Source organism: Nonomuraea sp. NPDC049400 (assembly GCF_044466425.1).
In the GTDB taxonomy this organism is placed as follows: Bacteria; Actinomycetota; Actinomycetes; order Streptosporangiales; family Streptosporangiaceae; genus Nonomuraea.
Genome location: NZ_JBITMP010000009.1, coordinates 18,431 through 43,329, shown reverse-complemented (window position 1 = coordinate 43,329; position 24,899 = coordinate 18,431). Strand labels below are relative to the sequence as shown.

Genomic DNA, 24,899 nt, shown 5'->3' with positions numbered 1-24,899 from the left:
GCTCTCAGGCACATCAGAATGCCCTATGTGACCGCGAATCTTCGAGCGAAGGTCCGAATTACCCTTTTTTGTCGGCTCTAAATTCGGAGTTGCTCGGACGCAAAAGATCTATTCGGGGGTAAAAGATCACTTTACTCGTCGAGGGTTTCGGCGTCGTCGGCGGACGCGGTCTCGGAGGGAGAGGCGCTGGGCTCGGCGGAGGCCGTCGGCTCGCCGGTCGGCTCGGGCGGCTGCCGCCCGTTCCAGGCGAGTGAGCAGGTCGCGGTGCCGCCGTTCGAGGTGAAGGCGACGCGGCCCCTGCCGGCGCTGTCCGGGTCGAGGATCGTCACCCAGATCGCCACGGAGCGTCCGGCCTTGATCGAGCCGCTCGCCGGGAACACGTCCAGCCCCTGCGAGGCGGTCGCCACCCACGAGACCGCGGCGTTGCGGGCACTGAGCCCGATCTTGGCCGCGCCGTCGATCGCCTCCGGGCACGACGTGCCGAGCCGGGCGCCGGCTGCGGGCCTGCGGCGGGTGGGCGTCGGCGCGGCGGCGTGCCTGGTGCTCGGCCGTACGGTCGGCGTGGCCCGGATGGAGTGGGTGCGGCTGGGGGTGGGGGTCGGTGTGAGGTCGTCCTGCTCCACCACCGGCTCGGGCGTCGGGCTCTCCTCGAGGGAGGTCGGGGTCTCCTCGACGGGGAGTGTGGACGAGGGGGCGGCCCGGAGCGGGGTGCTGCTGGACGTGTCGCCGCCGTTGATCGCGACCACGGCCCCGGTCGCGGCCAGCACGCACGCGCCCGCCAGCAGCACCGGCGCCAGGCGGCGCGGCCTGCGCCGCCGCGAGCGGTGCTCGACGGCCACGGGGAAGCCGGTCTTGTCGAAGCTGTCCCCGCGATCGGTGATCAGGGTGCGGGTCTGGTCCCGCTCGGGGTTGACGCACGTGTCGATCACGCGGCGGCGCAGCGAGATGGGCGGGAACGCGACCGGCACCATGTCCAGGAGCCGCGCCGCCGAGACCTGCCTGTGCCGCCCCTCGGTGCACACCTCGCACCCGCTGATGTGCCCCGACAACCTCCGTCGCAGCAGCGGGGTGAGCGGGCCCTCGCATCCGTCCAGCATGGCCGACAGATCGGGGCAGTGCGCCCGTCCCGTCCTGGCCAGCACCACGGCGGCGGCGGCGTTCTCCAGGTGGTCGCGGGCCCTGCCGAGCCGGCTCGCCGCCTGCCGCGAGGTGAGCCCGAGCACCGCGCCGACCTCCGCCGGGGTCAGGCCGTGCCGCACCGACAACTCCAGGATCTCGCGCTCGTTCCTGCTCAGCTCGCCCAGCGTCTCGTGGACCAGGTCCGCCAGCTCGGGGTCGTCGTGCTCCTCGAGGTCCGGCAGCGGCAGGCCCTCCACCGGCGTCCGATGCGCCATCCTGGCCCGCACCTGGAACCTGGTCAGCGCGTACAGCCAGGCCCGCAGCCTGGCGGGCTCCTTCAGCCGGTGCACGCACCCTTGCGCGGTGACCAGGGCGTCGTGCACGGCGTCGGCGGCCAGGTCGCTGGCGAAGGAGCTGGCATAGTCGTGCAGCCGCTCGGCGTAGGAGTCGTACAGCTTGGCTGGAGCGTCGGTGTGCGCCCGGCGCAGAGCCTCGACCAGCTCATGTTCCTGGGCGCGATCGACGGACGGCCATCCAGGCACGGATTCCCTCCCCGCGGGTAGAACGGGCATTCAAGCCCCACGCGGAGAGGACGCCGCCACCTTCTACCGGGTTCGCCCCCTATGCCCAACAGGCATGAGGTGCCGGCGCCCTCACCCGTCGCAGTTGGGGGTGCAGAGCCGCCGTTCCATGCCCTGGAGGAAGAAGTCGCGCACCTGGAGGACGTTCTTGGCGATGTACGCCTCGCCGCCCGTGGCCTTGGCCAGGGCGTCCATCTGCTGCTTGCCCTTCTCGGCCTCCGGGCCGAACGCGATGAGCAGGATGCTGATGGGCCGCTTCGGGTTGTACGTCTTCTTCAGGAACTGCAGGAGCTCGGCGTTCTCGACGCCGCCTTCCGGGTCGTCGTTGCCTGCGCCGTCCGTGAGGACCAGCAGCGTGTTGATCTTGTCTTCCTGGTAGGTCTTGGTCAGCTGCGTGTACGCGGCCTTGACGGTGTCGTTCAGCCCGGTGTCGCCGGTGGCCTTGGCCTGGATCGAGGCGAAATTCCTGGCCAGCATCTCCTTGCGGAGCGTCCCGTTGACCGACTCGCTGATCGGACCGACGGAGACGAGCTCCTTCCAGTCCTTGCCCTGCCCGTCCATGTGCGTGGAGAACGTCCACAGGCCCAGCTCGGAGTCGGCGGGGAACAGGGCCATGCCCTCGGTGGCGATCTTGGTGATGGCCTGCATGCGGGTCATCCCCGTACCGGGAACGGGCAGCGCCATGGTGCCGGAGACGTCGAGCAGCGTGAGCAGGCGGGAGCCCAGGTTCAGCCTGGACCAGGTCTGCACCAGCCTCGCAACGGTCGCGCCGTCCGGCGGCTCCAGGGACGACGGCGTCTCAGGCGTGAACCCCTTGTCCTTCGACAGCGCGTCGCCCGCCTTGCCGTCCGTGCTGCGGAAGCCCGCTTCGCGCAGGATCTTCTTGGCCGACTCCGTGGCGAGGTCCTGCTTGAAGTCCGCCGCGGCCTTGAGCACCGACGGATCCTTGGTGAGGATCGTGACCGGGTAGTCGAGGCTCAGCGTGCCTTCCTTGGGGTAGAGCGCGACCACCGGAGCCTCCGGCTTCTTCGCATTGTGGGCGTAGATGGCCTGCTCGGAGGCGACGCCGACGGGCACCCTGCTGCCCGACTTCACCGTGAGGCTGGCGAGCAGCGCCGTCGAGTCGGACGCGAGCTGGCCCGACAGCTCCTTCATGGCGCCCACCAGTGCCTTGTCCTGTTTGGCCTCCTTCGCCGTGCCGGCGGCGGCCAGCAGCGCGGCCAGCCCGGCGGAGTTCTTCTGGGGGTCGAGGGCGAGCACGCGTACCTTCTTGCCGGGACCGTCCACGTTGGCCACGTTCGCCGCTGAGATCATGGCCGCCCAGCTCGGCTGCAGGGTGCCGGTCAGCTTCGACGCGGAAGACTTGGCCGCCGCCAGCACCACGGGTGAGGTCGCGATCGAGCCGTCCACCTGCGGCAGCGCCTCGCCCGTCGGGGTGTTGCGCAGGCTCTCCATGAGGAGGCTGGAGTCCGCCACCCAGAAGTCGGCCTTGGCCTTGCCGGCGGCCACCGCGTTCGCGGTTCTGGCCGCGGTCTCCTTGGCCACCGTCACCTCGACGCACTTGCTGTCGATCGAGTGCATGGCCTTGTTGTAGTTGCCGGCGATCTTGTTGAGCGCGGGCTGGATGTCCGGCGTCGCGACGACGCGCAGCCCCAGCTTGCCGGCCGAGCAGTCGTGATCACGATTGAAGATGACGAATGCGGCGACACCGAGGAGCACGGCCAGCGCGACGGCGCCGGCCAGTGGCACGATCACCCTGCCGCGACCGCTGCCGGAGCGCCTGCGGGCCGGGGGTTCTTGCGCTCTGTATCCGCCATCGAGCTCGTCTGTGCGGTGTCGCCCCACGATGTCCTCTTAGATATGGTTTGAGACTTTCTCGGAGACCCTAGTGGGAGTTGCTCCGTAATACTCCGGGAACGATACTCGGTGTGCTCAGTGCGGCAAAACAGCCCTTTTGGTGCAGTGATTACGCTCTGTGAGTGCTGTTCTCGGCTTGAGTGATGGTCTAATGGCGGCAGATGTGGCCGTGCCAGGCCCGCCTGCCCTCCCGTACGGCGACTGCCGCCAGCGCCACCGCGACAGCCGGATCGACCCACCACCAGCCCAGCGTGTTGAGCCACAGGCTCGCCAGCACCCCCGCCGCCATGGCCGCGCAAATGAGGTTCTGGGTGCCCTCTCCCGAGGTGGCCGCGGACGTCAGCCGCGCCCCGAGCCGCCGCTTGGCCAGCCCCAAGGCAGGCATGCTGATCAGGCTGAACGTCGCCACCATGATCCCCAGCACGCTCGGCGCGGCCCGCTGTCCCGCGTCCAGGTCGTAGGCGACGTGCAGGACGAGGTAGGGCGCGAGCAGCCAGAAGCTCACCGCGACCGCCCGCCGGGCAGTGGTCTCGGCGCTCGCCGAGAGCGTACGGGCGCCAGTGAAGCGCCACACCACGATCAGGCTGGCCGCCGCCTCCACGAACGACGCCAATCCCCACCCGATCAGCGCCAGGGAGTGGGCCGAGAAGCCGGCGGCCAGGCCGAGCGTGCTTTCCACGCCCAGCCAGACCAGCGTGGCCACCGAAAGCGAACGGGCGGCGCGGGCAGCGCGCAGCCAGTCGGCTGACGCGGCCGGACGCTCATGAATTCGCTGGTCAGGCACCATGACCCTCCGCACTCCCCGGCTATCCGGCCGTCGACAGCGATCTGTAATGTACCCACTACGTAACGTAACGTCGCTTCAGGGCAGCAAAGGATGGTCAAGTTTGCCCGCATAATGAGCGCTGATCGCAACGGAGGGGGCCAGGTTGCCGTTCACACCCAGCCACATGGCGGCGGTGGTGCCGCTGATTGCGTCGCCGCGCGTACGCAAGTTCGCTGATCCATGGGCGCTGGCGCTCGGGGCGATGGTCCCCGATCTGCCGATCTTCCTGACGTTCCTGCCCGACTACGGCAAATGGCACTCCTGGGTCGGCGTGTTCACCATCGACGTCGCAGCCGTACTGCTGCTGTTGCCGCTCTTCCACGGCGTCTTCAGGGAACCTCTGATCTCCCTGCTCCCGCCGTCGCTCGCCGGCCGCGCCGCCCGCCTGGCCCCGTCGCGGCCCCATGTGGTGCCCATGGCCGTCGGAGCGGCCATCGGCGCCGCCTCCCACGTCTTGTGGGACTCCTTCACCCACTCCAGCGGCCCCGAGGAGTGGGGGGACTGGCTGTCGATCCGGGTGTTCGGCGTGATCAGGCTGTTCCGGCTGCTGCAGTACGTCTCGTCCGTGATCGGCCTGGCCATCCTGCTGTGGTGGGTATGGCGCGGCCTGTCCCGCATGGCCGCCGCCCCTGTGCCCGACTGCCTGCAGATCCGCCCATACGTGCGCAGGCTCGTGATGCTGATGTGCTCGATCGGCACGGTCGCGGGCGCGCTCCTCTGGCCCCTCGTGGACGAGCCCGCCCCGGAGCTCGGCATCGCCAGCGTGCTCACCAAGGTCGGCGCGGGCACGTTGATCGGCCTGGGCCTGGTGCTGATCGGCTATGCGGCGGTCTGGCAGCTCAGGCGGCGCATGGCAATATCGGAAGGTGCTTGAGTACGTAACCGACGCCGACGATCCCCGCCTGTCCGACTACACCCGGCTCAGGGACGTGGAGCTGCGCAAGAGCCTGGAGGCTTCGCGCGGCCTGTTCCTGGCCGAGGGGGAGAAGGTGATCAGGCGGGCCATCGGCGCCGGCTACCCGATCCGCTCGGTCCTGACCACGCGCCGCTGGCTGACCCCGCTCGAGGACGTTCTTGGGGACGCGCTCGTCTACGTGGTGAGCGACGAGATCATGTCGCGCATCGCGGGCTTCCAGGTCCACCGCGGCGCCCTGGCCTCGATGGAACGCATCCCCCTGCCCTCGGTCGAGACCCTCTTGAAGGGCAACGCGCGGCGGCTGCTCGTGCTGGAGGACCTGGTGGACCACTCCAACGTCGGCGCCATTTTCCGCAGCGCCGCCGCTCTGGGGGTGGACGGGATCCTGCTGTCGCCCCGGTGCGCCGATCCGTTGTACCGGCGGGCGGTGAAGGTCTCGATGGGAGCGGTGTTCTCGATCCCGTACGCGCGGATGGACAACTGGTTCGACGGGCTCTCGCAGCTGCGGGAGGCGGGCTTCCAGACGCTGGCCCTGACCCCGGATCAGACGGCCACCCCCATGGACACGGTTAAGATGGCGGATCGGGTGGCGCTGCTGCTCGGCTCCGAGGGCGACGGCCTGTCATCGCACTGGCTGCACGAGGCCGACCAGGCGGTCTGCATCCCGATGAGCGCGGCGGCGATGGCCGCGGGCGTGGACTCGCTCAACGTGGTGGCCGCCGCCGCGATCGCCTGCCATGACTTGATGCGCGCGAGTTGACCCGCGCCTACCGTACGCGTGCGACGACTGGGGAGAACCGTTCGAGATGTTCTTGTGGAAGGCACTGGAAGGGTCCCGTGTCCTGGATCTCGCGCAGCCGATGCGGAGAGGCATGCCGCAGTCGCCCAACCATCCTCCGTTCCGGATGGCGCTGGAGCGCAGGCACGGCGACATGGTCAGGCCCGACGGCGGCTCGGCCGCCAACGAGATCATCGTCACGGGCGGGCACGTCGGCACGCACGTGGACGCCCTCGCGCACGTCTCGCAGGACGGACTGCTGCACGGCGGGCGGCCCGCGGGCGAGGTGATGTCGCACGAGGGGTTCGGCTCGCTGGGGATCGACGAGTTCGAGCCGTACGTGGGCCGCTGCGTGCTGCTCGACGTGGCAGCCGTGCACGGCGTGGACACGCTGCCGCCCGGCTACGAGATCACCCCCGGCGACCTGGCGCGGGCCGCCGGCGGCACGGAGATCCGTGCGGGCGACGCGGTGCTCATCGGCACCGGATGGTCGCGGCTCTGGTCGTCGGGGGAGGAGTTCATCGGTCACCGGAACGGCGTCCCCGGGCCGGGCGCCGAGGCGGCACGCTGGCTGGTCGGCCACCGACCGCGCGTCGTGGGTGGTGAGACCATCGCCTTCGAACACATCGCGCCCGGTCGCGGGCACGCCACGCTGCCCGTTCACCGGATCATGCTGGTGGAGTCGGGCATCAACATCGTGGAGACCATGCGGCTGGCCGAGTTGCTCGACTCGGGGGCACGCGAGTTCGTGCTCGTGCTCAACCCGCTGCCGATCGTCGGCGCCACCGGCGCCCCGGTCCGCCCGCTCGCTGTCATCGACTGATCCGAGAGAGGCCATGAGCACCCATGTCCAGCGGCTCGCCGAGTTCGCAGCCGCCTGCCGCGACAAGGGCGTTCCCGCCCTCGTGCGCGACGACGTGACCGGACGCGTGCTCGACGTGCTGGGCAACTGCCTGGCCGCCTATGCCGAGCCGGAGGGCGACGCCGGACCGGCCGTGTTGCGGGCCGTACGCCGGTGGAGCGGCAGTGCGGAGGCCACCGCGATCGGCAGCGGCGACCGGCTTCCCGCGCCGTCGGCGGCGCTGGTCAACGGCACGCTGGCGCACGCGCTGGACTACGACGACACGCACCTGCCGTCGGTGCTGCACCCGAGCGCTCCCGTGGTGCCCGCCGCGCTGGCCGTCGCCGAGGCCACGGGCGCGAGCGGCGCCGAACTGGCGTCGGCGATCGCGGCGGGCGTCGAGGTGTGCAACCGCCTGGGGATGGCCTCCTACCTGCCCGAGGCGCGCAACTCGCTCTTCTTCGAGAAGGGACAGCACGCGACGTCCATCTGCGGCACGCTGGGCGCCGCGGTCGCGGCCGGGCTCCTGTTCGGTCTGACGGCGGACGGCATCGCCGACGCTGTCGGCGTGGCGGCCAGCATGGGCTCTGGCCTCATCGAGGCCAACCGTACGGGCGGGACGATCAAGCGGGTTCACTGCGGCTGGGCCGCTCACGCGGGCGTCTCGGCCGCGGTGCTCGCCGCGGAGGGCGTGACCGGGCCGCCGACCGTGCTGGAGGGCCGGTTCGGCTTCTTCCAGGCCTGGCTGGACGGCCGCTTCGACGCCTCGGCACTGCTGTCGGACCTGGGCGACCGGTGGGAGCTGCTGCGCACGGTCTACAAGCCCTATCCGACGAACCATTTCACCCACCCGGCCATCGACTGCGCCCTGGTGCTGCGGGCCGGCGGCCTTTCCCCCGCCGAGGTCGAGGACGTCGAGCTCGGGGTGCCGGGTCCGGTGCTGCGCACGATCGCGGAGCCCCGGGAAGAGAAGATCAACCCTAGGTCGCCGTACCACGCGAAGTTCTCCGGCCCCTACACGGTGGCGGCGGCGCTGCACGGCGGCGGCGGGCTCGGGCTTTCGCTGGACGACTTCGCCTCCCTGTCTCCCGAACGGCTGGAACTGGCGAAGCGGGTGCGCTGCGTGGCGGACGAGCGGGCGTCGGAGATCTTCCCTCGTGCGTTCGCAGCGGTCATGCGGGTACGGCTGCGTGACGGCTCGGTGCTGGAGCATCGCGTCGATTCGTCACGCGGCGGGCCGGAGCACCCGTTGACGCAGGACGAGCTGGCGGTCAAGTTCCGTGCCAACGCGGGACGGGCGCTGCCGCCGGACGACGTGGAGGCCCTCCTGGCGGCGGTCGGGAGCCTCCCGTCGGCCCCGTCAGTGACACCGCTGCTCCGCCTGACCGTCGCATAGTCGCGAAGTGGGCCTGGCGCCGGCCCTTGGTGTCGGTGATGTGGCACTGGGAGCAGTGCGTCAGGGCCGGCCGCCGGTGAGCCAGTCGGGATAGCCGTCAAGCTCGTGGGTGACCGGCGCGCGGACGACGGAGCAGCCCTCCCCGGTCTCCCTGATGCGCCGTTCGAGCGTGGCCGCCTGCCGGTCCGTCGTGATGAGGATGAGCTCCCAGGTGATCTCGCCGGAGCGCGCGGACGGCACTTCCGCTATGTCGATCGAGGCCGCCAGGCCCGCACCGAGAATGGCGTGCGCCAGCGCGGCCGCCCTCTCGTGGCCCTCGATCGTCGCCCGGACCTCGATGAATTCCGTCATGGGATGCCCTCCGGGATGGCTGCGAGACCACCCTATCCGCGGGACCGTCCGCCGGTAACCGATTTCTGGATCAGGTGGTCCAGGTGGTGGCGTCCCTACATTTTCTAGCGCCGCTAGACATTGAGTCATTGCTAGCTTAGCATTGCTAGCATTTCTACCGATGACTCTCGTCTGGAGCGCACAAGATTGGTCACCACCGCTTATGTGATCGTGGCTTTGATCGGCATCGCCCTCGTCGTGATCAGCCTTCGCTTCTTCCTTGGCCCCGAGGCCGCCGCCACGGCGTTCGGCGTGCCGAGCACGACCTCGGGCATGGACACCGGCGCGTACTTGTCCGTGAAGGCCATCCGCGACCTGGCCTCCGCCTTGATCATCTTCGCTCTGATCGCCCTGGGTGACGCGCAGGCGCTGGGCTGGGTCACCCTGGCCATGTCGATCATCCCCGTCGGTGACGCGGCCATCGTGGCCAGGCGCGGCGGCCACCCCGCCCTCTCCTACGCCATGCACGGCGGCACGGCCGTGGTCGCCGCCGCGGCGGGCCTCGTGCTCGTGCTGGGGGGATGACCTGTCAGGCCTGAGCCGGGGGAGCGGTGGAGGTGCGGACGATCAGTTCGTGTGGGAACGTGAGGCGCTCCGGCTCGGCCGCCGCCCCCGACAGCAGCAGCCGCCCCGCCGCCGCGCCCATCTCCTGCTTGGCCTGCCTGATCGTGGTGAGCCCCGCCTCCTCGGCCGCGCTGTCGGAGAAGCCCACCACCGACAGTTCTCCCGGCACCGCCAGCCCCAGGTCGGCCGCCGCGTCGAGGACCCCCAGGGCCAGCACGTCCGTGTTGGTGAGGATCGCGGTGGGGCGTGGGTCGCGCCCGAGCAGCGCGTGCCCCGCCTTCCGCCCCGCCTCTCGCGAGTTGCGCGCGACCTCGTAGAACGGCACGCCTGACCAGTCGATCCCGCCCTCCTCGCAGGCCTGCTGGTAGCCGCTCCGCCGGCGCCGCATGGCCTCGAACGTGGCGCTCTCCTGCCGCTCCTGGGTGGCCCAGCCGGTGTAGCCGTCGTCGTGCAGCCCGACCATGGCCACCCCCAACCGCCGGTGCCCGAGCCGCAGCACGTGCCGCGCGGCGGCGGCCGCGGCGGCGGGCTCGTCGATCCCCAGGAACGGATGCCCCGGCACGTACGGCTCGTCCACCACCACGACGGGCAGCTTCCTGGCGAACACCTCGGCCAGTGCCGGATGCCCGTCGGGCAGCGACATCACGCAGAACGAGTCGACCACCGCGTCCCTGACCGTCTCGCTGCGCCGGTCGCCGTGCGGCAGGGGCAGGATGAGCAGCCCCACCCCGGCGTCCTCCGCCGCGGTGGCGAGGCCCTGGAAGAACCCGATCGCGTACGGGTCGGCGAACGCGTACGCCAGCGTCTCGCTGAAGATCAGCCCGAGCGCCCCCGCCCGCCCCAGTCGCAGCGAGCGCGCCGTCGGATTGGGGCCCGCGTAGCCGAGCTCGTCGGCCACCTCCAGGATCCGCCGGCGCAGCCCCTCGCTGAGCTGGTCGGGCCGGGAGAACGCGTAGGACACGGTGGCCCGGGACACGCCCAGCCGGTCGGCGATCGTCTGCAGTGTCACCCTGGCCATCGTCCCACCGTATCGAAGAGCTTGCCCGGTCCATCTTAATCGATTAAGGTCTTAATTGATTAAGGAGGAGTCATGGACGCTATGCAGGTCCTCTCTCATCAGACGGCGATGGGCTATCGGGATTCGCTGCGCGAAGCGCTCCCCGACGCGCCGCGCCGACCGCACCGCCCGAGGGCCAAGGTGCGGATACGGGTGGCGCACTCGCTCAGGTGGACGGCGGATCGCCTGGATCCCGCCTGCAGAACCATGTGAAGTAAGTGAGCCCGGCCTTCCTGTGGGCACCTGTGTTGTGCCATGAAGAGCACAGAGATCGCACTCGAACGACGGACAGCCAAGGTCGGCGACTGGTCGATGACCGGATGGCGGCGCATCCCGCCAGATGCGGACGAAAGCCCGCCCGTGGTCTGCGTGCACGGCGCGGGCGTGTCCAGTCGGGAACTGTGCCCCCTGGTCGCCGCGCTGGGGGAGCACCTGCCTGCCTGGACCGTCGATCTGCCGGGATTCGGGCAGAGCACGAAACCGCCCTACGCGCTCGGCCTGACCGAGCTCGCCGACGCGCTGGCCGACTGGCTGGAGGCCGAGCAACTGCCCGCCGCCTGTCTGGCGGGCTGCTCCTTCGGCTGCCAGATCGCCGTTGACATCGCGGTGCGTCACCCGGAACGGGTGCGCTCGCTCGTACTGATGGGACCCACGGTGGACCCGGCGGCGAGATCGTGGTCGCGGCTCATCGCCCGGTGGGTCCGCAACTCCAGACGGGAGGACCCGCGCATGGCGCCGCTCAACGTCGCCGATTACCGCGACGCCGGCCTCCGGCAGGTCGTGACCAGCTTCGACGCGGCGGTCCGCGACCGCGTGGAGGACAAGCTCCCGCACGTCGCGGTGCCCACGCTGGTCGTCAGAGGGGAGTTCGACCGGCTGGTGCCGCAGGACTGGGCCGAGGAGGTCACCCGCAGGACGCCGCGGGGCAGGCTGGTCGTCGTGCCGGGGGCGCCGCACATGGTCCCGTTCCGGGATCCGGCGGCCCTCGTGCCGATCATCAGGGGGTTCGTGGCCGATGCATAAGTACGCCGCCTCCTTCGACTCGGCCACGGGGATGCTCCGTGCGCTCTCCCGCTACCTGCGCGGACGTGACTTCCCGGCGCTCGGGCAGTTCCCCGCCGCCATCGAGCCGATCGCCTCCGGGGTGCTGGGGGCGGCGAACCGGCTGCCGCGCCGCCTCGCCGAGCAGGCGTACGCGCTGTCCGGGTGGAGCGAGGCCGGCGCGCCGTCGAAGCTGGCCGGGCTGCGCTCGGACGAGATGGCCGAGTGGGTCGTCGGGCACTATCCGCGCCGCCGCTACCCCGTGGTCTTCGTCGGCTCCGCCTCCGGCGCGCTGGTGCACCTGGCCGCGGCGCTCGGCGCGCCGTGGCTGCCCCAGACCCTGCTGGTCCCGGTACGCCAGCACGGCGGCCACCCCGACGCCCCCAAGGACTGCCTCCGCCGCGTCCGCCCGGCAGGCGAGGCCATGCTCGCCGCCAACCCCGACCTGATCCTGCACCACATGCACGACGCGAACCAGGACCGCCTGATGATCGCGGGAATGTCCTACTTCCGGATCAAGTGGCGGCGGCTGCCGGAGGCCTACCGGCGCTTCCTCCGCGAGTGCCTCGACGGCACGCTCGTCATCTCCGACTGCGGCCTGCGCTGGCCGACGACCCGCATCGGCGAGCGGTACGTCTTCCAGCACGGCGCGCTGGGCGGGCTCACCCCTGACGAGTACCGCCTCGGGAGCCCGGAGATCGCCGGCTACCTGGCGCGTCACGGCTCCCCGTACCGGCACTGGGACGCTCCCGAGCCGGACGGCGAGAGCCCCGAGGCGGAGTGGGGGTTCGAGGCCGAGCTCATGGACGATCTGCGGGAGGCCGCCGGCAGGGTCGCCGTGCTGCGCTTCCCGGATCCCGAGGCGCTGACCGCGCCGGTGGCCGACCTCTACCGGTCCTGGTACGAGGCCCGCGGCCTCCCGGGGGACCGGTTGCTGGTGGAGTCGTTCCTGCTGCTGGAGCCGTGGTGGACGCTGCGCACGGGATCGGTGCCGTACTGGATGGTCTTCAACTCCGAGGGCTCGCGCAAGGGGCTGCTGTCGTACCTCGACGGCGGGGAGCCGTACGACGAGATCCGGATGACGCTCTTCTCGCACGGCGTGGAGTCGCCGGGGATCGCGCCGATCGACGCGTGGCGGGAAGTGCTGGAAAGGGCGCGGAAGATCGGGGTCTTCGCCGGGGTCGATCCCCGGGCGTTCCCGCGCGACTTCGCCGTCTTCGCCCGCATGCACCGCGAGCTGTCCCGGGTGCGCACCACGTACCCGATGCCGCTGCCTCTGCCCCTGTCCCAGGCGGAGGAGGCGCTGAAGGCGTACGGGGACGTGACCTGGACCGCCGGATGACGGTCGTGCGGTTGCGCCTGGTGGGCGTCGGCGCGATGAACTCCCCGCGCTACCGCCCCGCCGGGCTGCTGGCCGGCTGGCAGGGCCACCGCGTGCTGCTCGACGGGGGCGGCGAGGCCGCGGGCGGCGAGCGGCTCGACGGCTGGCTGGTCTGCGACGAACGGGCCGAGCTGATGCCCCAGATCCGCCGCGCGGCGCGGGCGCTCGGGATGACCGCCGTGGTGGCGGGCTACGAGGCCGCGGGCGTGGAGATCGTGCCGCTGCCGGTCAGCCACACCTCCCACCCCACCTACGGCTACCTGATCAGGACGGAGCGGGCGAACGCCGCCTGGGCGCCGGAGTTCTGGACCTTTCCCGTCTGGGCGGCCGGGGTGGACCTGATGTTCGCCGACGCGGCGGGCTGGGACCGGCCGATCCGCTTCGCCGGCGGGGTTGGCGGGCACGCGAGCGTGCTCCAGGTCGCGCGGCAGGCCCACGAGCTGCAGGTGGGACGGGTGGTCTTCGCGCACATCGGCCGCCCCTCCATCCGGGCGATCGACCGCGGCGAGCGCCCCCTGTTCGGCGAGTGGGGCGTCGAGGGCCGCACCTACCCTCTCGGCTAGCCGCCCGCGATCTGCTCCCCGGCGTAGTCCAGGAGCCGCTCGGCGGTCTTGAAGCGGCGCTCGTCCTGGTCGCCGAGCAGCACGCCCACCACGCGCTTGCCGCTCCGCTCCCCGGCGAAGAGCAGGCAGTATCCGGCGGCGTTCGTGTACCCGGTCTTCACGCCCAGCACCCCGTCGGCACGCGACAGCAGCTTGTTCGAGTTGCGCCAGGTGTGCGCGCCGTGCACCGACGTCTTGGCCACCTTGTGCACCTTGCGCCCGACCACGGCCGCGAAGGCGCTGTCGTCCAGTGCCCGCTGCGCCAGCTTGACCTGGTCGACCGCGGTCGAATAGCCGCCGTGGGCCGGCGTGGGCATGCCGTCGGCGTTGGTGTAGCGGGTGTCGGACATGCCGAGGGAGCGGGCGGTGCGGTTCATCTTGGCGACGAACGCCTTCTTGCCAGGACCGTAGTGCCGCGCCAGCGCGTTGGCCGCGTCCGCCCCGGACCGCAGCATGAGGGCGTACAGCAGGTCCCTGACCGTGAGCCGCTCGCCCTTCTTCAGCCCCGCCGTCATCGCGCCGTTGCCGGCCGCGTACTTGACGTCCGCCGCGGTGATCGTGATCGTGTCGCTCAGCCGGGCCTCGCGCAGCACGACGTACGCCGTCATGACCTTGACCAGGCTGGCCACCGGAACCCGGCGGGTCTGGCGCTTGCCGAAGTGGATCGTTCCGGTCGAGTCGACCACGTACGCGGACCTGGCCTCGACCTCCGGCGCGTCCGCCGCCGCGGCCGGGGCAGCAGTCCCCACAACCAGCGCGAGTGCGGCAGAGCCAATGAAACCCCCAATACGCATGCCAAACATGTTGTCAGGAGATCAAGGGTCCGTTTGCCGAACTACGCCATAAGACCAGATCGGATGGGGTAAATCCAAGGCGGACGAGAGGGGTGGGCGGCCGTGGCGGGCAGGTTCATCATCGATGAGGACGGGCAGGGCGGCTTCCGCTTCACGCTCGTCGCGAACAACGGGCAGACGCTCGCCATCGGCGGCGGCTACCCGACCAAGATCGCCTGCGTGAACGGCATCGAGACCGTGCGCAGGAACGCTCCGGAAGCCGTCATCGACGACCGGACCGGGCCTGGTCTAGGAGACCAGGGCCTCTGACGAGGCGGCCTCCCGCTTCTTCCGCCTGCGCCGCACCACCATCCAGGAGATCGCGGCCACGGCCAGCACGGCCACGACCGCCGCCGTGACGGGGGAGCGCGCGGCCAGCTCCAGCCATCCCCACACGATGGCCGTCAGGCCGAACCACCAGATCGGCGCCCAGGTCAGGCAGCCCAGCGCGCTCGCGACCACGTACCAGGGATAGGACACCCGCAGCGCACCCGCAACCCACGGCAGCGTGTGCCGCAGCATGGGCACCCAGAAGCAGCCGTAGACGGCCAGCGCGCCCCACTTCTCGACGACGTGCTCGATCTTGGCGATCCGCTCGCGCCCCAGCCGGACGCCCACGCGCGAGTCGTAGAGCTTGTCGCCGAGCCTGCGGCCCACCCAGTAGTACACCTGGAACGCGCCGAACAGGGCGAGGATGAGCACGGCCCCCACCAGCCAGTACGGCAGGCCGAACAAGGACGGCTTCATGGGATCGGCAATGCCGCTCATCCGCCCACCCCTCCCCGAAGCCTTAGGTCAGGCTTACCTTAGTTCAAGTTGCAAGCTTCTGCCACAACGGCTTGCAAGCCGCCGCAAGCAGGCGACAACCAGGACTCAATCACCCGGTCTCACTCTATGCGTGAGGCAAAAGGGGGTTGAACATGCCGACGACGAGGGCAGCCGTCCTGGCCGGTGGTGTCGCGAACACCGCCAAGCTCTTCGTGGCCGCCCTCGCGTTCGCCGGCGCGTACGCCGGCGCCTCCGCCCACGACAGCGCCGGCACCGCGCCCGGCCAGGTGCGGGCCGTCACCCTGTCGGCCCGTGAGGTGCCCTGCACCGAGCAACTGGCGCGGGCCGACGTGGAGCGCAGCGTGGTCCTCAACCGGCCGAAGGCGCGCAGACCGTCAAGAACGGCCGTTCCCAGGTGAGCTGCTGACCGACCGCTGCGCCGCCTCCACCCAGCGCGGCACGCCGACCCGCTCGGCCACCTCCAGCGCCTTCTTGTAGTGGTCGCGCGCGGCGTCGGGCTGCCCCAGGCGGATGGCGAGGTCGCCGAGCGTCAGCGCCACCGGCCACAACGCCACCACGCCGGTGCCCGCGCCCGCCACCCGGTCTGCGAACGGCTTGAGCTTGTCGTAGCAGTCGACCATCCGCTCCCGGTCGTCGAGCAGCATGCCGGCCAGTGCGCGCCAGGTCATCGCCAGCTCGTAGAGGAAGTCGGGGCGCACCGGCGGGCGGGTGGCGGCCACGGCCTTGGCGTCCTGGAGGTGCCCGGCCGAGGCCAGGGCCAGCGCGTACGCGTCCAGCGTCCACTTGGCCCCACGCTGGTGCTTCTCGCCGAGCAGGTCGACCATCTCGGCCGCCCGGCCGTCGACCAGGTGCAGGCAGAAGGCCGTGATCAGGGGGAGGTCCTGGCGGCCCTCCAACATGCCCGCCCGCGCGGTCATCCTGGCCGCCTCGCGGTAGGCCCGCTCGGCGCCCGCGTAGTCGCCGGCGATCATCAGCCGCTGGCCGGAGTACCAGACCACGACCGCGGCGGGGGCCGACAGGTCGTACTGCTTGGCCAGGGCGTCGGCGGCGGCCGCGTGCCTGTCGGCCACCGCGAACTCGCCCCTGGCCGCCGCGCACTCCAGCAGCACCAGGTGGGCGAGGGCCTGCGTGGCCATCTGCCCCGAGCGCTGCGCGACCTCCAGCAGCTCCCTGCCGATGCTCTCGCGGGTGTCGACCGCCGGGATGTCGTAGGACTGACGCAGCCGCCCGCTCAGCGCCGCCGCGATCAGCGTCGGGTCGCCACTCTGCCTGGCCAGCTCCAGCGCCTCCAGGGACGCCTGGCGCCCGCGCTCGGGCGAGGAGGAGCCCTCCAGCTCCAGGGCGAGCGTGGTCAGCAGGCTGGCCCGCAGCCGCTGCTCGCCCTCGGGCAGCTCCATGAGCGCCTTCTCGGTGACGTCCACGATCTCCCACGCGGTGCGGGTGAAGTCGCGCGCGATGCCCTTGTGCGGCACGGCCAGCGACGCCGCCACCTTCGCGGTGATCTCCAGGTCGCCCAGCGGCAGGGCGGCGTCCATGGCCTGGCGCCGCAGCAGCCGGGCCGCCGTCATGTCGCCGCACAGGGCCAGCGCCCTGATCTGGCGGAGCATGAGCCGCAGGCGCTCCTTCGCGCGCTCCGGCGACTGCTCGCCGCTCTGCTCGTCGTTACGCGAGCGGTCGAACGCCGCGATGGCCTGCTCCCACAGCGTGGCCGCCTCGCGGTGGGCGAAGCGCCGCTCGGCCTGCTCGGCCGCGAGCCCCGCGTAGTGGACCCCCTTCTCGGCCGCGTCGGCCAGGAAGTAGTGGTGGGCCAGCGCCGCCACGTCGGACGGCCGATGCTGCTCGATGACCGCCGCCACGGCCGCGTGCAGCCTGGTGCGGCGCAGCCTGGAGGCGTCGGAGTAGATCGTGTCGCGCACCAGGTCGTGGTCGAACCTGAGCTGCCCGGGTCCCGGCTCGGTCACCAGCCCGGCCAGCAGGCCCGCCTCGACGGCCTCGATCACCGCGTCCGCGTCGCCCGACACGGCGATCAGCACGTCGAGATCGACGTCGCGGCCGATCACGGCGGCCTGCAGCAGGATCTGCTGCGCGCCCGAGGGCAGCCGCGAGATGCGCCGCCGCAGCACGTCACGCACGCCGGAGGGCACCCGCGAGAGCACCTGGGTCGCGCTGGCCCGGTCGCCCGCGCCCTCGGCGTCGAGCAGGCGCACGGTCTCGCGGACGAAGAACGGGTTGCCGCCCGTGCGCTCGACGATCGACTCGACCGCGTCCTCGTCGATCTCGCGTACGCAGGTCGCCTTGACCAGCTCCGCCACGGCCTTCGGGTCGAGCCCCGACAGGCCCACGCGCACCGGGCCCAGCCTGGCCAGCGCGGCCAGCACGTCGGACTGGCGGTCGTCCAGCTCGCTGTCCCTGCACGTCACCACCAGCAGCACCCGGCTGGTCGCCAGCAGGCTCGGCAGCGCGCGCAGCAGGGCGAGCGTCTGGTCGTCGGCCCAGTGGAGGTCCTCGAGCGTCAGCAGCACCGGCGCCCGGCGCGCGACCCCGGCCAGGTAGCCGCCGACCGCGCGGTGCAGCCGGAAGCCGCCGGACGCCTCGTCCTCGTCGGGGTCGGGGGCGGCGTCGTCGAGCAGCGGCGCCAGCAGTTGCGCGTATTCGCCCGCGCCCGTCGTGCCGGTGAGCGTGCGCAGGATCTCCACCCACGCCCAGCCCGGCGGGGTGGCGCTGGAGTCGGGGCAGGCGCCGGAGGCGGCGATCCAGCCGTCAGCGGCGAGCCTGCCCTCCAGCTGGCGCAGCAGCGTGGTCTTGCCCGCGCCCGCGACCCCGGTCAGGATCGCGACCTGGAACCTGCCCGTGCGCGAGGCCGCCGTGGTCAGCCTGGCCAGCTCGGCGTCGCGGCCGACGAACGGCTCGGGCTCCAGCGGCGGCGGCTCGACGGCCGCGGCCGGTCTGGGCGGCCAGGTGTCGGCGACCGGCGCGGCGGGCCGTGCGGGCCGCGCCGGGACGGCCAGATCCAGCTCGGGCGACTGGGCCAGGATGTCGGACTCCAGCTTGCGCAGCGCGGGACCGGGGTCGATGCCCAGCTCGTCGGCCAGGATGTTCCTGGCCCTGCGCAGCGCGGCCAGCGCGTCGCCCTGCCGGCCGCACCGGTAGAGGCCGAGCGCCAGCAGCCGCCAGCCCTCCTCGCGCAGCGGGTGCTCGGTGGTCAGCGCCTCCAGGTCGGGCACGGTCTCGGCGTGCAGGCCCAGCCGCAGCCCGGTGTCGGCGTGCCGCTCGCGCGTCACGAGACGCAGCTCCGCCAGGCGGTTGACCTCGGCCTCCGCCCACGACTGGTCGGCGAAGTCGGAGTATGGGGTGCCGCGCCACAGGCCCAGAGCCTTCTCCAGGCGGCCGCGGGCGGACTGGGGATCGCCCTCTTCGAGATGCTCGCCCGCCGCGCGTACGAGCTGCTCGAACCTGAGCGCGTCGACCTGGTCGGAGGCCACCCGCAACGCGTAGCCGGACGCGACCGTCACCAGCAGCCGGTTGGGCCCGCCGCGCGGGCGGCCGGGCTCCAGCACCCGCCGCAGGCGCGAGATGTAGACCTGCAGGCCCGACTGCGCGCCCTTTGCCGCGTCGTCGTCCCACAGATCGTAGAGAAGCGTGTCAACGGGCACGACCTGACCTCTGGCCACGAGAAGCCGGGCGAGGACGGCCCGCTGCCGCAACCCGCCGAGGTCGAGTTCGTCGTCGTGTTCGTACGCCTCGACTGGCCCCAGAACTCGGAACGCCACCATGTCAGCCGCCACGCTATGCGGGCCTAGGAATCACGCACAAGGTCTTTGATGGGTTTGGGATTGTCACTACGGGGCCTTAGAGATCGCGGACGGGGGCTCCGCGCCGGCGTTCCGGCCGTTGCGCCTGCGCAGCAGCGCCCATGCGCCCAGTGCCAGGCCGCCGAACGGGATCTCGATAGTGTAAGTCCAGAAGCCGAAAAGCAGTGCGGTCGCGGTCGCCGGAGCGACTCCGACGCCGAACCCCTCGGTGAGGAGGAGCACCACCCCGCCCTCCATGATCCCCGCCCCGCTGGGCGTGAGCAGGACGCTGGTGAGCACCCGCGAAAGGGCGAAGACGGCGATCGACTGGGCGAAGCCCGGCCAGGCACCCGTCGCGTGCAGGCACACCGCCATGATCGACCACTGGAACCCGAGGAAGAAGACCATTCCCAGCGACAGCCCTGGCCATCTCGACCGCACGACGCCGGCGGTGTCGGCACGCAGCTTGTGGAACGCGTCCGAGGCGTGGATCTTCAGTCGCAGCAGGCGGGTGATCCCGTCGAGCGCGCGGCCGAGCAGGTCGGCGGCGCGGTCCCAGTAGAGGGCCACGGCCACGATCAGGCAGAGCACGAGGATGGAGATCGCGCCCGTCCAGCCGGCCTTGGACACGGTCGCGTTGGGCGCCTCGCCCGCCGACAGCAGCCCGATGATCCCGACCGCCGGCAGGATGAATCTGAACAACGTGTTCCAGATGCCGCTGACCAGCGTCATCACCACGATCGACCGGCTGCGGAACCCCCAGCCCCTGGTCATCGCGAACGTCACCGCCACGCCGACCGCCCCGCCGAACGGCAGCAGGTTGCTGACCGCGCTGCCCGCCGCGTTGATCGTGAGGCCCTGCAGGTTGGTGAGGCCGGGCAGGGAGTTGGTCAGCACGAACGTGTACGCCAGCAGGCTCAGCAGCCACAGCGCGGCCATCAGCGCGATCTGGCCGGGGCCGAGCGCGCCGAAGACCATGCCGATCTCGTGCCAGGAGACGGGCTTGCCGGTGAGCGTGCGCACGATCTGCGGCAAATACACCACGAGCAGCACGGCCAGCCCGAGCGACAGCACGGACAAGGTGATCTGGAGCCACTTGTTCTTCATCGGGGTCCAGTCTGACGCGTCGCCGGACCGGCAACGTCCTCCGAAGGGATTATTTGGGCCACCGGTCGAAGGGATGAGTGAGCCGGGCGCCGGGCGGCAGGTCGCGGCGTACGTACCACTCGGTGCCGAAGACCAGGCGGTAGATCGGACCGGGGACCTTCAGCATGACGGCGAGCGTGCGGTCGCTGTCGCCGCCGCTGGCCTGGGAGGCGTGCGCGGCCATGGACGCACGCTTCTGTTTCGTATATTTCCGGACATTTACCCGGTGGGTGATGGTCTCGTCCGATGAGTACGCGCTCTCGAACGTCCGTACGTCGAACTCCGGCGGGAACTTGTAGAACCGGCCCGCCAGCCGCAGCAGCTTGACCAGCGGATCCCGGTTGACCGTCGCCTCCAGGACGATCTCCGTGCCGGCGATCGTCGCTGCCCGCTTGCCCACCCGGTGCACCTGCACGTGGTCGGGATGCCCGTAGCCGCCCGCCGGATCGTAGATCGCCAGCAGATCGGCCTCCTCCTCCTGCAGGATCGCGGCCAGTGCCTTGGCCGCCTCCTCCGTGTCAGCGTCGATGAAGGCGTTGTCCGGCCGGTCCTCGGCGATGCCGCCCTTGGGGCTCAGCCCCGAGTCGCCGTAGCCGAGACACTCCACGCGCGCGCAGCCGAGCAGCGCCGCCGACTCGTAGAGCTCCTTGAGCCTGGTCTCGCCGAGCGCCTCGCCCGGCTCCATATCGGCCAGCCCGCGCTCGCCCGCGGTGGCCACCACGAGCACCACGCGGTGCCCCTCGGCCGCGAGCATCGCCATGGTGCCCGCCGTCAGCAGGGCCTCGTCGTCGGGATGGGCATGGAAGAACACAGCGGTACGTGGAGGCACACGCCCAGATTAGTCTGGGAGGGGTGCGGATCTTTCACGTGAGTGACTGTTACCTGCCGAGACTCGGGGGGATCGAGGTCCAGGTGGCCGATCTCGTGCGGATGCAGCGGGAGGCGGGACACGACGTCCGCGTGGCCACGGCGACGAGGGGCGAGGCGCTGCCCGGCGTGCACAGGATCGTCGCGAGGATGCCGTTCGACCTGCCGGTGCACCCGTTCGGCGTGGGGCATCTCACGCGCCGCATCACCTCCCTGCGCCCCGACGTGGTGCACGTCCACACGGGCGCGGTCTCGCCGTTCGCCTGGATGGGCGTGCGGGCGGCCGCGCGGGCCGGGGTGCCGTGCGTGGTGACCGTGCACAGCATGTGGGACCCGGTCACGCGGCTGGTCTACCGGCTGCTGCGGCTGGCGTTCGGCTGGCAGCGGTGGCGGCTGGTGGCGACCACGGTGAGCAACGCGGCCGCGGCCCCGATCCGCGCCGTGGCCGGGCCCGAGGTGCCCGTGCGGGTGGTCTCCAACGGCCTCGACCTGTCGGGCTGGGCGCCGCCTCCAGGGGCGCCCGATCGCAGTGCCGAGGTGCACATCGTCGCCGTGGGCCGGCTGGCGCCGCGCAAGCAGCCCGTACGCCTTTTGAGGCTGCTCCAGGCGGCCAGGGCGCGGGTGCCCGCCCGGATCCCCATGCGCGCCACGATCGTCGGCGACGGGCCCGCTCGCGGTCAGATGGAACGTTTTCTCGCCAGGCACGGCATGGCCGAATGGGTCTCCCTGCCTGGCCGCTACACCCGGCAGCAGATCGCGAAGGTGCTGGAGTCGGCGGACGTGTTTGTGGCGCCCGCGCCGCGCGAGTCGTTCGGCATCGCGGCACTCGAGGCGCGGGCGGCGGGTCTGCCCGTGGTGGCCAGGGCGCAGAGCGGGGTCGCCGACTTCGTCAGTAACGGTACGGAGGGGCTGCTCGGCCGCACGCTCGGCGACCTGGCCCGTGCCGTGGCGCGCCTGTGCACGGACACCGGGCTGCGCGAGTCGATCGCCGCGCACAACCGCGCGACACCGCCGGCCGCGGGCTCGTGGCCCACGGTGCTCGCCGGGTTCGAGCGGGCCTACGAGGAGGCGGTTCAGTCCCGCCGCAGCACCACGTAGCCGTCGCGCTCGAAGACCTTCGTGTACCCGTCGGCCTGCAGCTGGCCGACCGCGGCGAGCTGCTCGTCGGCGGAGCCGAAGGGGAACTCCCAGCGCGCCGTGTCGGCCACCACCCACGGAGCCCCGTGCGACTTGGCCGTCCACAGCAGGACCGTGGTCCTGGACGTCAGGTTGGGGCCGACGGAGTTGACCGCCTCGACGGTGACCCCGGAGGGCACCTTGCTCGCGGCCTCCGCGGCGGCGGCCGCCTTGGGCTCGGTGTAGAAGGCCGGATGGTAGAGCTGGTCCAGCGAGAACCTGGGCACCAGGGTGAGCGCGACCGCGCAGGCCGCCGCCGACCAGGCGAGCCTGAGCGAGGCGTGCTCATGGTCGCGGCCGCTTCGGCACTCGTTGGCTTCGCTCTCTCCTGCCGAGCTCCTCCGCTCGGCGTCGGAGCGCTTGAGCCGGCGCAGCAGCCTGGCCAGGCCGTCCACGCCCGCGCAGAAGAGGATGATCACGGTGAACGCGCTGTACTGGAAGTCGGCCTGCCACCACTGTGATCGGTCGGACAGCATGCGTTCGAGCACGTGCGGCACCGCCGCCAGCGACAGCGGCGAGAGCAGGCAGAGCATCAAGGTGGGCCAGGCCAGCAGGAGCAGCGTGTCGACCTTGGCCTCCTCGCTGAACGGCAGCAGGAGCGCGGCGAGTGGGTCCCGTATGATCCCCAGGATCGCGCCGGGAAGGTCGTCCCCGAGGTGCCCGTAGGCCCAGTAGTCCTTGGCGTCGCCGCCGAAGACCGAGGTCACCAGGCCGCGGGCGAGCAGCACGCCGCCGGCGCCCAACATCACGCAGAGCACGCCGCGCCCTCGCTCGCCCATGACGATCAGGCATAACCCCACCCCGGCCACCATGAGCCCCATGTCCTCCTTGACCAGGAGGAGCCCGAGCATCGCCAGGAACGCGGGCATCGTCCGTCCGGCGTGGTAACGCTCGATCATGATCGCGGTCAGCAGCGGGACGAACATCGCCTCGTGCACGTCGAACGCGACCGCCTGCGCCACGGGCCACGACAGCGCGTACGCCAAGGAGACCAGGTAGGCGGGCGCGACGCCCAGCACGCGCCTGGTGTAACGCCAGAGGAAGGGGATCGCCGCGGCGAACAGCACCGCCTGCGCCACGATCAGCGTCTCAGGCCCGTCGTGGATCCAGTAGAACGGCGACAGCAACGCGTAGATCGGCGAAAAGTGATCGGCGAGCTGGACGTAGTTCATGCCCCGGTCGGAGAACTCGCCGCGGACCGGGATGTACGGCGGGCGGAAGGCGGCGTAGTTGCGCACCGCCTGGTCCACGATCACCATGTCGAACGTGGTGGCGCGGAACGTGGCCAGCTTGACCAGCCCCAGCACGGCGTAGGCCACCGCGGAGACGAGCGTGAGAGCGCCCACACGCACGCGGTGGCCGGACAGCCGGGTTCTCCACAAGGCGGCGGACGCCCCCGTTTGCGCCGCCAGAGTCTCACCCGTCACGGGCAGCAAGACTAGAACGAATCCACCCGAACGCGGCGCGGCCGCCGCACCGTCCTGCCCCCCACAGGCGGAACGGCGACCGCGGGCCCGGCGTCAGGAGCAGGCAGCGGTGATCTTGCTCTGGAAGGTGCCGATCTTGCCGGTGAACTCGGACACGCTGCTCAGGTCACCCTTCTCCAGGGTCTCGAACCCGGCGGCCAGCTCGTTCAGCGCGGCGGCGACCTCGCCGTCGTACTTGCCCGCGAGCTCCTTGGTCTTGCCCGCCGCTTCCTCCGAGGCCTTGCCGATGGCCTTCGTGTCCGTGGCGTTGCTCGTGACCGCGGTGCTCCACTCGCTTGCGATCTTGCTGGCCTCACTGGCGGCGGTGTTGCAGTCGACAGCCTGGCCGAGGGCGCCGCAGGCGGTGGTGAGGACGGCAAGGGTCAGCGTCGCGGCCGCGACGGCCAGGCGACGACGAGGGGGAGTCATTTCATGCCCTTCGTAGGTTTTTCGAACGAAGGGAACATTATGGATCACTCCTTGACCGTCACTTGCACCCCACTAACACCATCCGTATCAAGAGGGCGTAAAACCTCTAAGCCCGACCGACCGTGTCGCATATAGAACAACTCGGTGCGCAATGCGCAACAGGAAGGTGATCGTGGTGCGGGGCCGGGTTGATCGGCTGCGTGCCTTACTCAACGTCTGCAGGCATCGCGGCGCCCGCCTCTGCCTCGACCGCGTCGAGTACGGCAGCCCGGGCTTCGGCAAGCTGCCGGATGTGTCGCAGGACCAGGACCGCCGCTACTACGCGATCACCGTCAAGCCGCAGGTGTTCGTCAACCTCGTGCCCCCCACCCAACGACGGCGGGGTGCTCGTGCCCAGCGAGCACCACATCTCGCTCTTCCGTCAGTGGGTGAACCAGCGCCTGCGCGGATAACGCACCGCGAGCCCGCCGTACTTCGTCCGGCCGCTGATCACGACGTGGAGGGCGCCGGGGCGGGGCCTGCTCGGCACGTCGGAGGTCGTGACCTGGCCGTAGTCGCTGCGGAATGCGTCGACGTTCGCCACCCCGCCCTCAGGCAGGATGATCTTGGCGGAGCCGTACGCGAGGTCGAGCTCGATGTCCACGACCGGGTTGGTGATGACGGCCTCGGAGAGGTCCAGATCGACGCTGCCGTACTTGGAGACGACCCGCAGCCGCCGGGGGACGGCCCAGTCACCGGAGCGCTTGATGTGGCCGTTCTTGGACTCCAGCTCGACCACGTCGTCGACCTGCGGCTCCTCGACGGGGAGATCGTCGATCAGGCCCAGCAGATCGCCATAGGTCTTCGCGGTCAGGGCTATCTCGAGGCGGTCTTCGAGCTCCAGTTGGGTGAGGCGGCCCTCGCTGAACGCGTGCTGCAGCTGTTGCGTGGTCCGCTCGCGGTCACCGTCGGAGACCCGCATCTGCAATTCCGACATGTCTACGAGCATAGGAGCGTGATGCTCAGAACGGGAGGCGTCGGCCGGATGGGGTGCGCAGATCTAGAGGGAGTAGC

General features: G+C 71.1%; 24 protein-coding genes. 11 read left to right on the top strand and 13 right to left on the bottom strand.

Features of this window, described 5'->3' with window-relative positions; genetic code table 11:
- Window positions 1-131 precede the first annotated feature (131 nt).
- The 3 genes from ACIBVN_RS15540 to ACIBVN_RS15530 form a co-directional block, all read right to left on the bottom strand.
- Window positions 132-1,661 carry a sigma-70 family RNA polymerase sigma factor gene (locus tag ACIBVN_RS15540; RefSeq protein ID WP_397136716.1) on the bottom strand — a complete coding sequence of 510 codons (1,530 nt, stop codon included), beginning with the start codon at window positions 1,659-1,661 and terminating at the stop codon, window positions 132-134.
- A 111-nt stretch (window positions 1,662-1,772) separates the two neighbouring features.
- Window positions 1,773-3,449 carry a substrate-binding domain-containing protein gene (locus ACIBVN_RS15535; RefSeq protein ID WP_397136714.1) on the bottom strand — a complete coding sequence of 559 codons (1,677 nt, stop codon included), beginning with the start codon at window positions 3,447-3,449 and terminating at the stop codon, window positions 1,773-1,775.
- A 256-nt stretch (window positions 3,450-3,705) separates the two neighbouring features.
- Complete coding sequence (locus ACIBVN_RS15530) at window positions 3,706-4,344, bottom strand: hypothetical protein (protein WP_397136712.1); 639 nt, start codon at window positions 4,342-4,344, stop codon at window positions 3,706-3,708.
- 142 nt (window positions 4,345-4,486) lie between these two features.
- Here ACIBVN_RS15530 and ACIBVN_RS15525 point away from each other — a divergent pair, with 142 nt between their 5' ends.
- From ACIBVN_RS15525 to ACIBVN_RS15510, 4 genes are read left to right on the top strand one after another with little or no spacing between them, the layout of a single operon-like run.
- On the top strand, window positions 4,487-5,257 hold the full coding sequence (locus tag ACIBVN_RS15525; protein WP_397136710.1) for a DUF4184 family protein: 771 nt from the start codon (window positions 4,487-4,489) through the stop codon (window positions 5,255-5,257).
- Window positions 5,250-6,059 (top strand): TrmH family RNA methyltransferase, encoded by an 810-nt coding sequence (locus ACIBVN_RS15520; RefSeq protein WP_397136708.1) that lies wholly within the window; start codon window positions 5,250-5,252, stop codon window positions 6,057-6,059. Before ACIBVN_RS15525 ends, ACIBVN_RS15520 begins: the two co-directional genes overlap by 8 nt.
- 46 nt (window positions 6,060-6,105) lie before the next feature.
- Window positions 6,106-6,900 carry a cyclase family protein gene (locus ACIBVN_RS15515; RefSeq protein ID WP_397136706.1) on the top strand — a complete coding sequence of 265 codons (795 nt, stop codon included), beginning with the start codon at window positions 6,106-6,108 and terminating at the stop codon, window positions 6,898-6,900.
- Window positions 6,901-6,913: 13 nt separating this feature from the next.
- Window positions 6,914-8,314, top strand: a complete 1,401-nt coding sequence (locus ACIBVN_RS15510; RefSeq protein WP_397136704.1) for an MmgE/PrpD family protein — start codon at window positions 6,914-6,916, stop codon at window positions 8,312-8,314.
- Window positions 8,315-8,374: 60 nt separating this feature from the next.
- Here the strand turns inward: ACIBVN_RS15510 and ACIBVN_RS15505 are convergent, their stop codons facing one another.
- Window positions 8,375-8,665, bottom strand: coding sequence for a hypothetical protein (locus tag ACIBVN_RS15505; protein ID WP_397136702.1), 291 nt, complete (start codon window positions 8,663-8,665; stop codon window positions 8,375-8,377).
- A gap of 204 nt (window positions 8,666-8,869) precedes the next feature.
- Here ACIBVN_RS15505 and ACIBVN_RS15500 point away from each other — a divergent pair, with 204 nt between their 5' ends.
- Window positions 8,870-9,229 carry a DUF4267 domain-containing protein gene (locus ACIBVN_RS15500; protein ID WP_397136700.1) on the top strand — a complete coding sequence of 120 codons (360 nt, stop codon included), beginning with the start codon at window positions 8,870-8,872 and terminating at the stop codon, window positions 9,227-9,229.
- A gap of 4 nt (window positions 9,230-9,233) precedes the next feature.
- Here the strand turns inward: ACIBVN_RS15500 and ACIBVN_RS15495 are convergent, their stop codons facing one another.
- Complete coding sequence (locus ACIBVN_RS15495) at window positions 9,234-10,286, bottom strand: LacI family DNA-binding transcriptional regulator (RefSeq protein ID WP_397136698.1); 1,053 nt, start codon at window positions 10,284-10,286, stop codon at window positions 9,234-9,236.
- Between the two features lie 294 nt (window positions 10,287-10,580).
- Here ACIBVN_RS15495 and ACIBVN_RS15490 point away from each other — a divergent pair, with 294 nt between their 5' ends.
- Genes ACIBVN_RS15490 through ACIBVN_RS15480 form a run of 3 tightly spaced genes read left to right on the top strand, consistent with a single transcriptional unit; the run spans window position 10,581 to window position 13,310 of the window.
- Window positions 10,581-11,348, top strand: a complete 768-nt coding sequence (locus ACIBVN_RS15490) for an alpha/beta fold hydrolase (RefSeq protein WP_397136696.1) — start codon at window positions 10,581-10,583, stop codon at window positions 11,346-11,348.
- Complete coding sequence (locus tag ACIBVN_RS15485) at window positions 11,341-12,708, top strand: hypothetical protein (RefSeq protein WP_397136694.1); 1,368 nt, start codon at window positions 11,341-11,343, stop codon at window positions 12,706-12,708. The genes ACIBVN_RS15490 and ACIBVN_RS15485 overlap by 8 nt, the downstream gene beginning before the upstream one ends.
- A complete protein-coding gene (locus tag ACIBVN_RS15480; RefSeq protein WP_397136692.1) occupies window positions 12,705-13,310 on the top strand; it encodes an MBL fold metallo-hydrolase in 606 nt (201 codons plus the stop codon). The genes ACIBVN_RS15485 and ACIBVN_RS15480 overlap by 4 nt, the downstream gene beginning before the upstream one ends.
- On the opposite strand, the gene ACIBVN_RS15475 is transcribed toward ACIBVN_RS15480, so the two are convergent.
- Window positions 13,307-14,143: a D-alanyl-D-alanine carboxypeptidase family protein gene (locus ACIBVN_RS15475; RefSeq protein ID WP_397136690.1), complete on the bottom strand. Its 837-nt coding sequence runs from the start codon at window positions 14,141-14,143 to the stop codon at window positions 13,307-13,309. The genes ACIBVN_RS15480 and ACIBVN_RS15475 overlap by 4 nt on opposite strands.
- Before the next feature lie 102 nt (window positions 14,144-14,245).
- Between ACIBVN_RS15475 and ACIBVN_RS15470 the strand changes: the two genes are divergently transcribed.
- Window positions 14,246-14,452 carry a YegP family protein gene (locus ACIBVN_RS15470; protein ID WP_397136688.1) on the top strand — a complete coding sequence of 69 codons (207 nt, stop codon included), beginning with the start codon at window positions 14,246-14,248 and terminating at the stop codon, window positions 14,450-14,452.
- On the opposite strand, the gene ACIBVN_RS15465 is transcribed toward ACIBVN_RS15470, so the two are convergent.
- Window positions 14,432-14,950 (bottom strand): DedA family protein, encoded by a 519-nt coding sequence (locus ACIBVN_RS15465; protein WP_397136686.1) that lies wholly within the window; start codon window positions 14,948-14,950, stop codon window positions 14,432-14,434. The genes ACIBVN_RS15470 and ACIBVN_RS15465 overlap by 21 nt on opposite strands.
- Window positions 14,951-15,102: 152 nt before the next feature.
- Between ACIBVN_RS15465 and ACIBVN_RS15460 the strand changes: the two genes are divergently transcribed.
- Window positions 15,103-15,369, top strand: coding sequence for a hypothetical protein (locus ACIBVN_RS15460; RefSeq protein ID WP_397136684.1), 267 nt, complete (start codon window positions 15,103-15,105; stop codon window positions 15,367-15,369).
- Here ACIBVN_RS15460 and ACIBVN_RS15455 read toward each other — a convergent pair.
- The 3 genes from ACIBVN_RS15455 to ACIBVN_RS15445 form a co-directional block, all read right to left on the bottom strand.
- Window positions 15,346-18,744, bottom strand: a complete 3,399-nt coding sequence (locus tag ACIBVN_RS15455) for a BTAD domain-containing putative transcriptional regulator (protein ID WP_397136682.1) — start codon at window positions 18,742-18,744, stop codon at window positions 15,346-15,348. The genes ACIBVN_RS15460 and ACIBVN_RS15455 overlap by 24 nt on opposite strands.
- Before the next feature lie 66 nt (window positions 18,745-18,810).
- Window positions 18,811-19,869: a YbhN family protein gene (locus ACIBVN_RS15450; RefSeq protein ID WP_397136680.1), complete on the bottom strand. Its 1,059-nt coding sequence runs from the start codon at window positions 19,867-19,869 to the stop codon at window positions 18,811-18,813.
- Window positions 19,870-19,918: 49 nt separating this feature from the next.
- Window positions 19,919-20,737 carry a PIG-L deacetylase family protein gene (locus ACIBVN_RS15445; RefSeq protein WP_397136678.1) on the bottom strand — a complete coding sequence of 273 codons (819 nt, stop codon included), beginning with the start codon at window positions 20,735-20,737 and terminating at the stop codon, window positions 19,919-19,921.
- Window positions 20,738-20,775: 38 nt separating this feature from the next.
- Between ACIBVN_RS15445 and ACIBVN_RS15440 the strand changes: the two genes are divergently transcribed.
- Complete coding sequence (locus ACIBVN_RS15440; protein WP_397136676.1) at window positions 20,776-21,873, top strand: glycosyltransferase; 1,098 nt, start codon at window positions 20,776-20,778, stop codon at window positions 21,871-21,873.
- On the opposite strand, the gene ACIBVN_RS15435 is transcribed toward ACIBVN_RS15440, so the two are convergent.
- From ACIBVN_RS15435 to ACIBVN_RS15425, 3 genes are all read right to left on the bottom strand, one after another.
- Window positions 21,849-23,378 (bottom strand): DUF2079 domain-containing protein, encoded by a 1,530-nt coding sequence (locus tag ACIBVN_RS15435; protein ID WP_397136674.1) that lies wholly within the window; start codon window positions 23,376-23,378, stop codon window positions 21,849-21,851. The genes ACIBVN_RS15440 and ACIBVN_RS15435 overlap by 25 nt on opposite strands.
- Before the next feature lie 93 nt (window positions 23,379-23,471).
- Complete coding sequence (locus ACIBVN_RS15430) at window positions 23,472-23,846, bottom strand: hypothetical protein (protein WP_397136672.1); 375 nt, start codon at window positions 23,844-23,846, stop codon at window positions 23,472-23,474.
- 421 nt (window positions 23,847-24,267) lie between these two features.
- On the bottom strand, window positions 24,268-24,822 hold the full coding sequence (locus ACIBVN_RS15425; protein ID WP_397136670.1) for a DUF1707 domain-containing protein: 555 nt from the start codon (window positions 24,820-24,822) through the stop codon (window positions 24,268-24,270).
- Window positions 24,823-24,899: the final 77 nt, after the last annotated feature.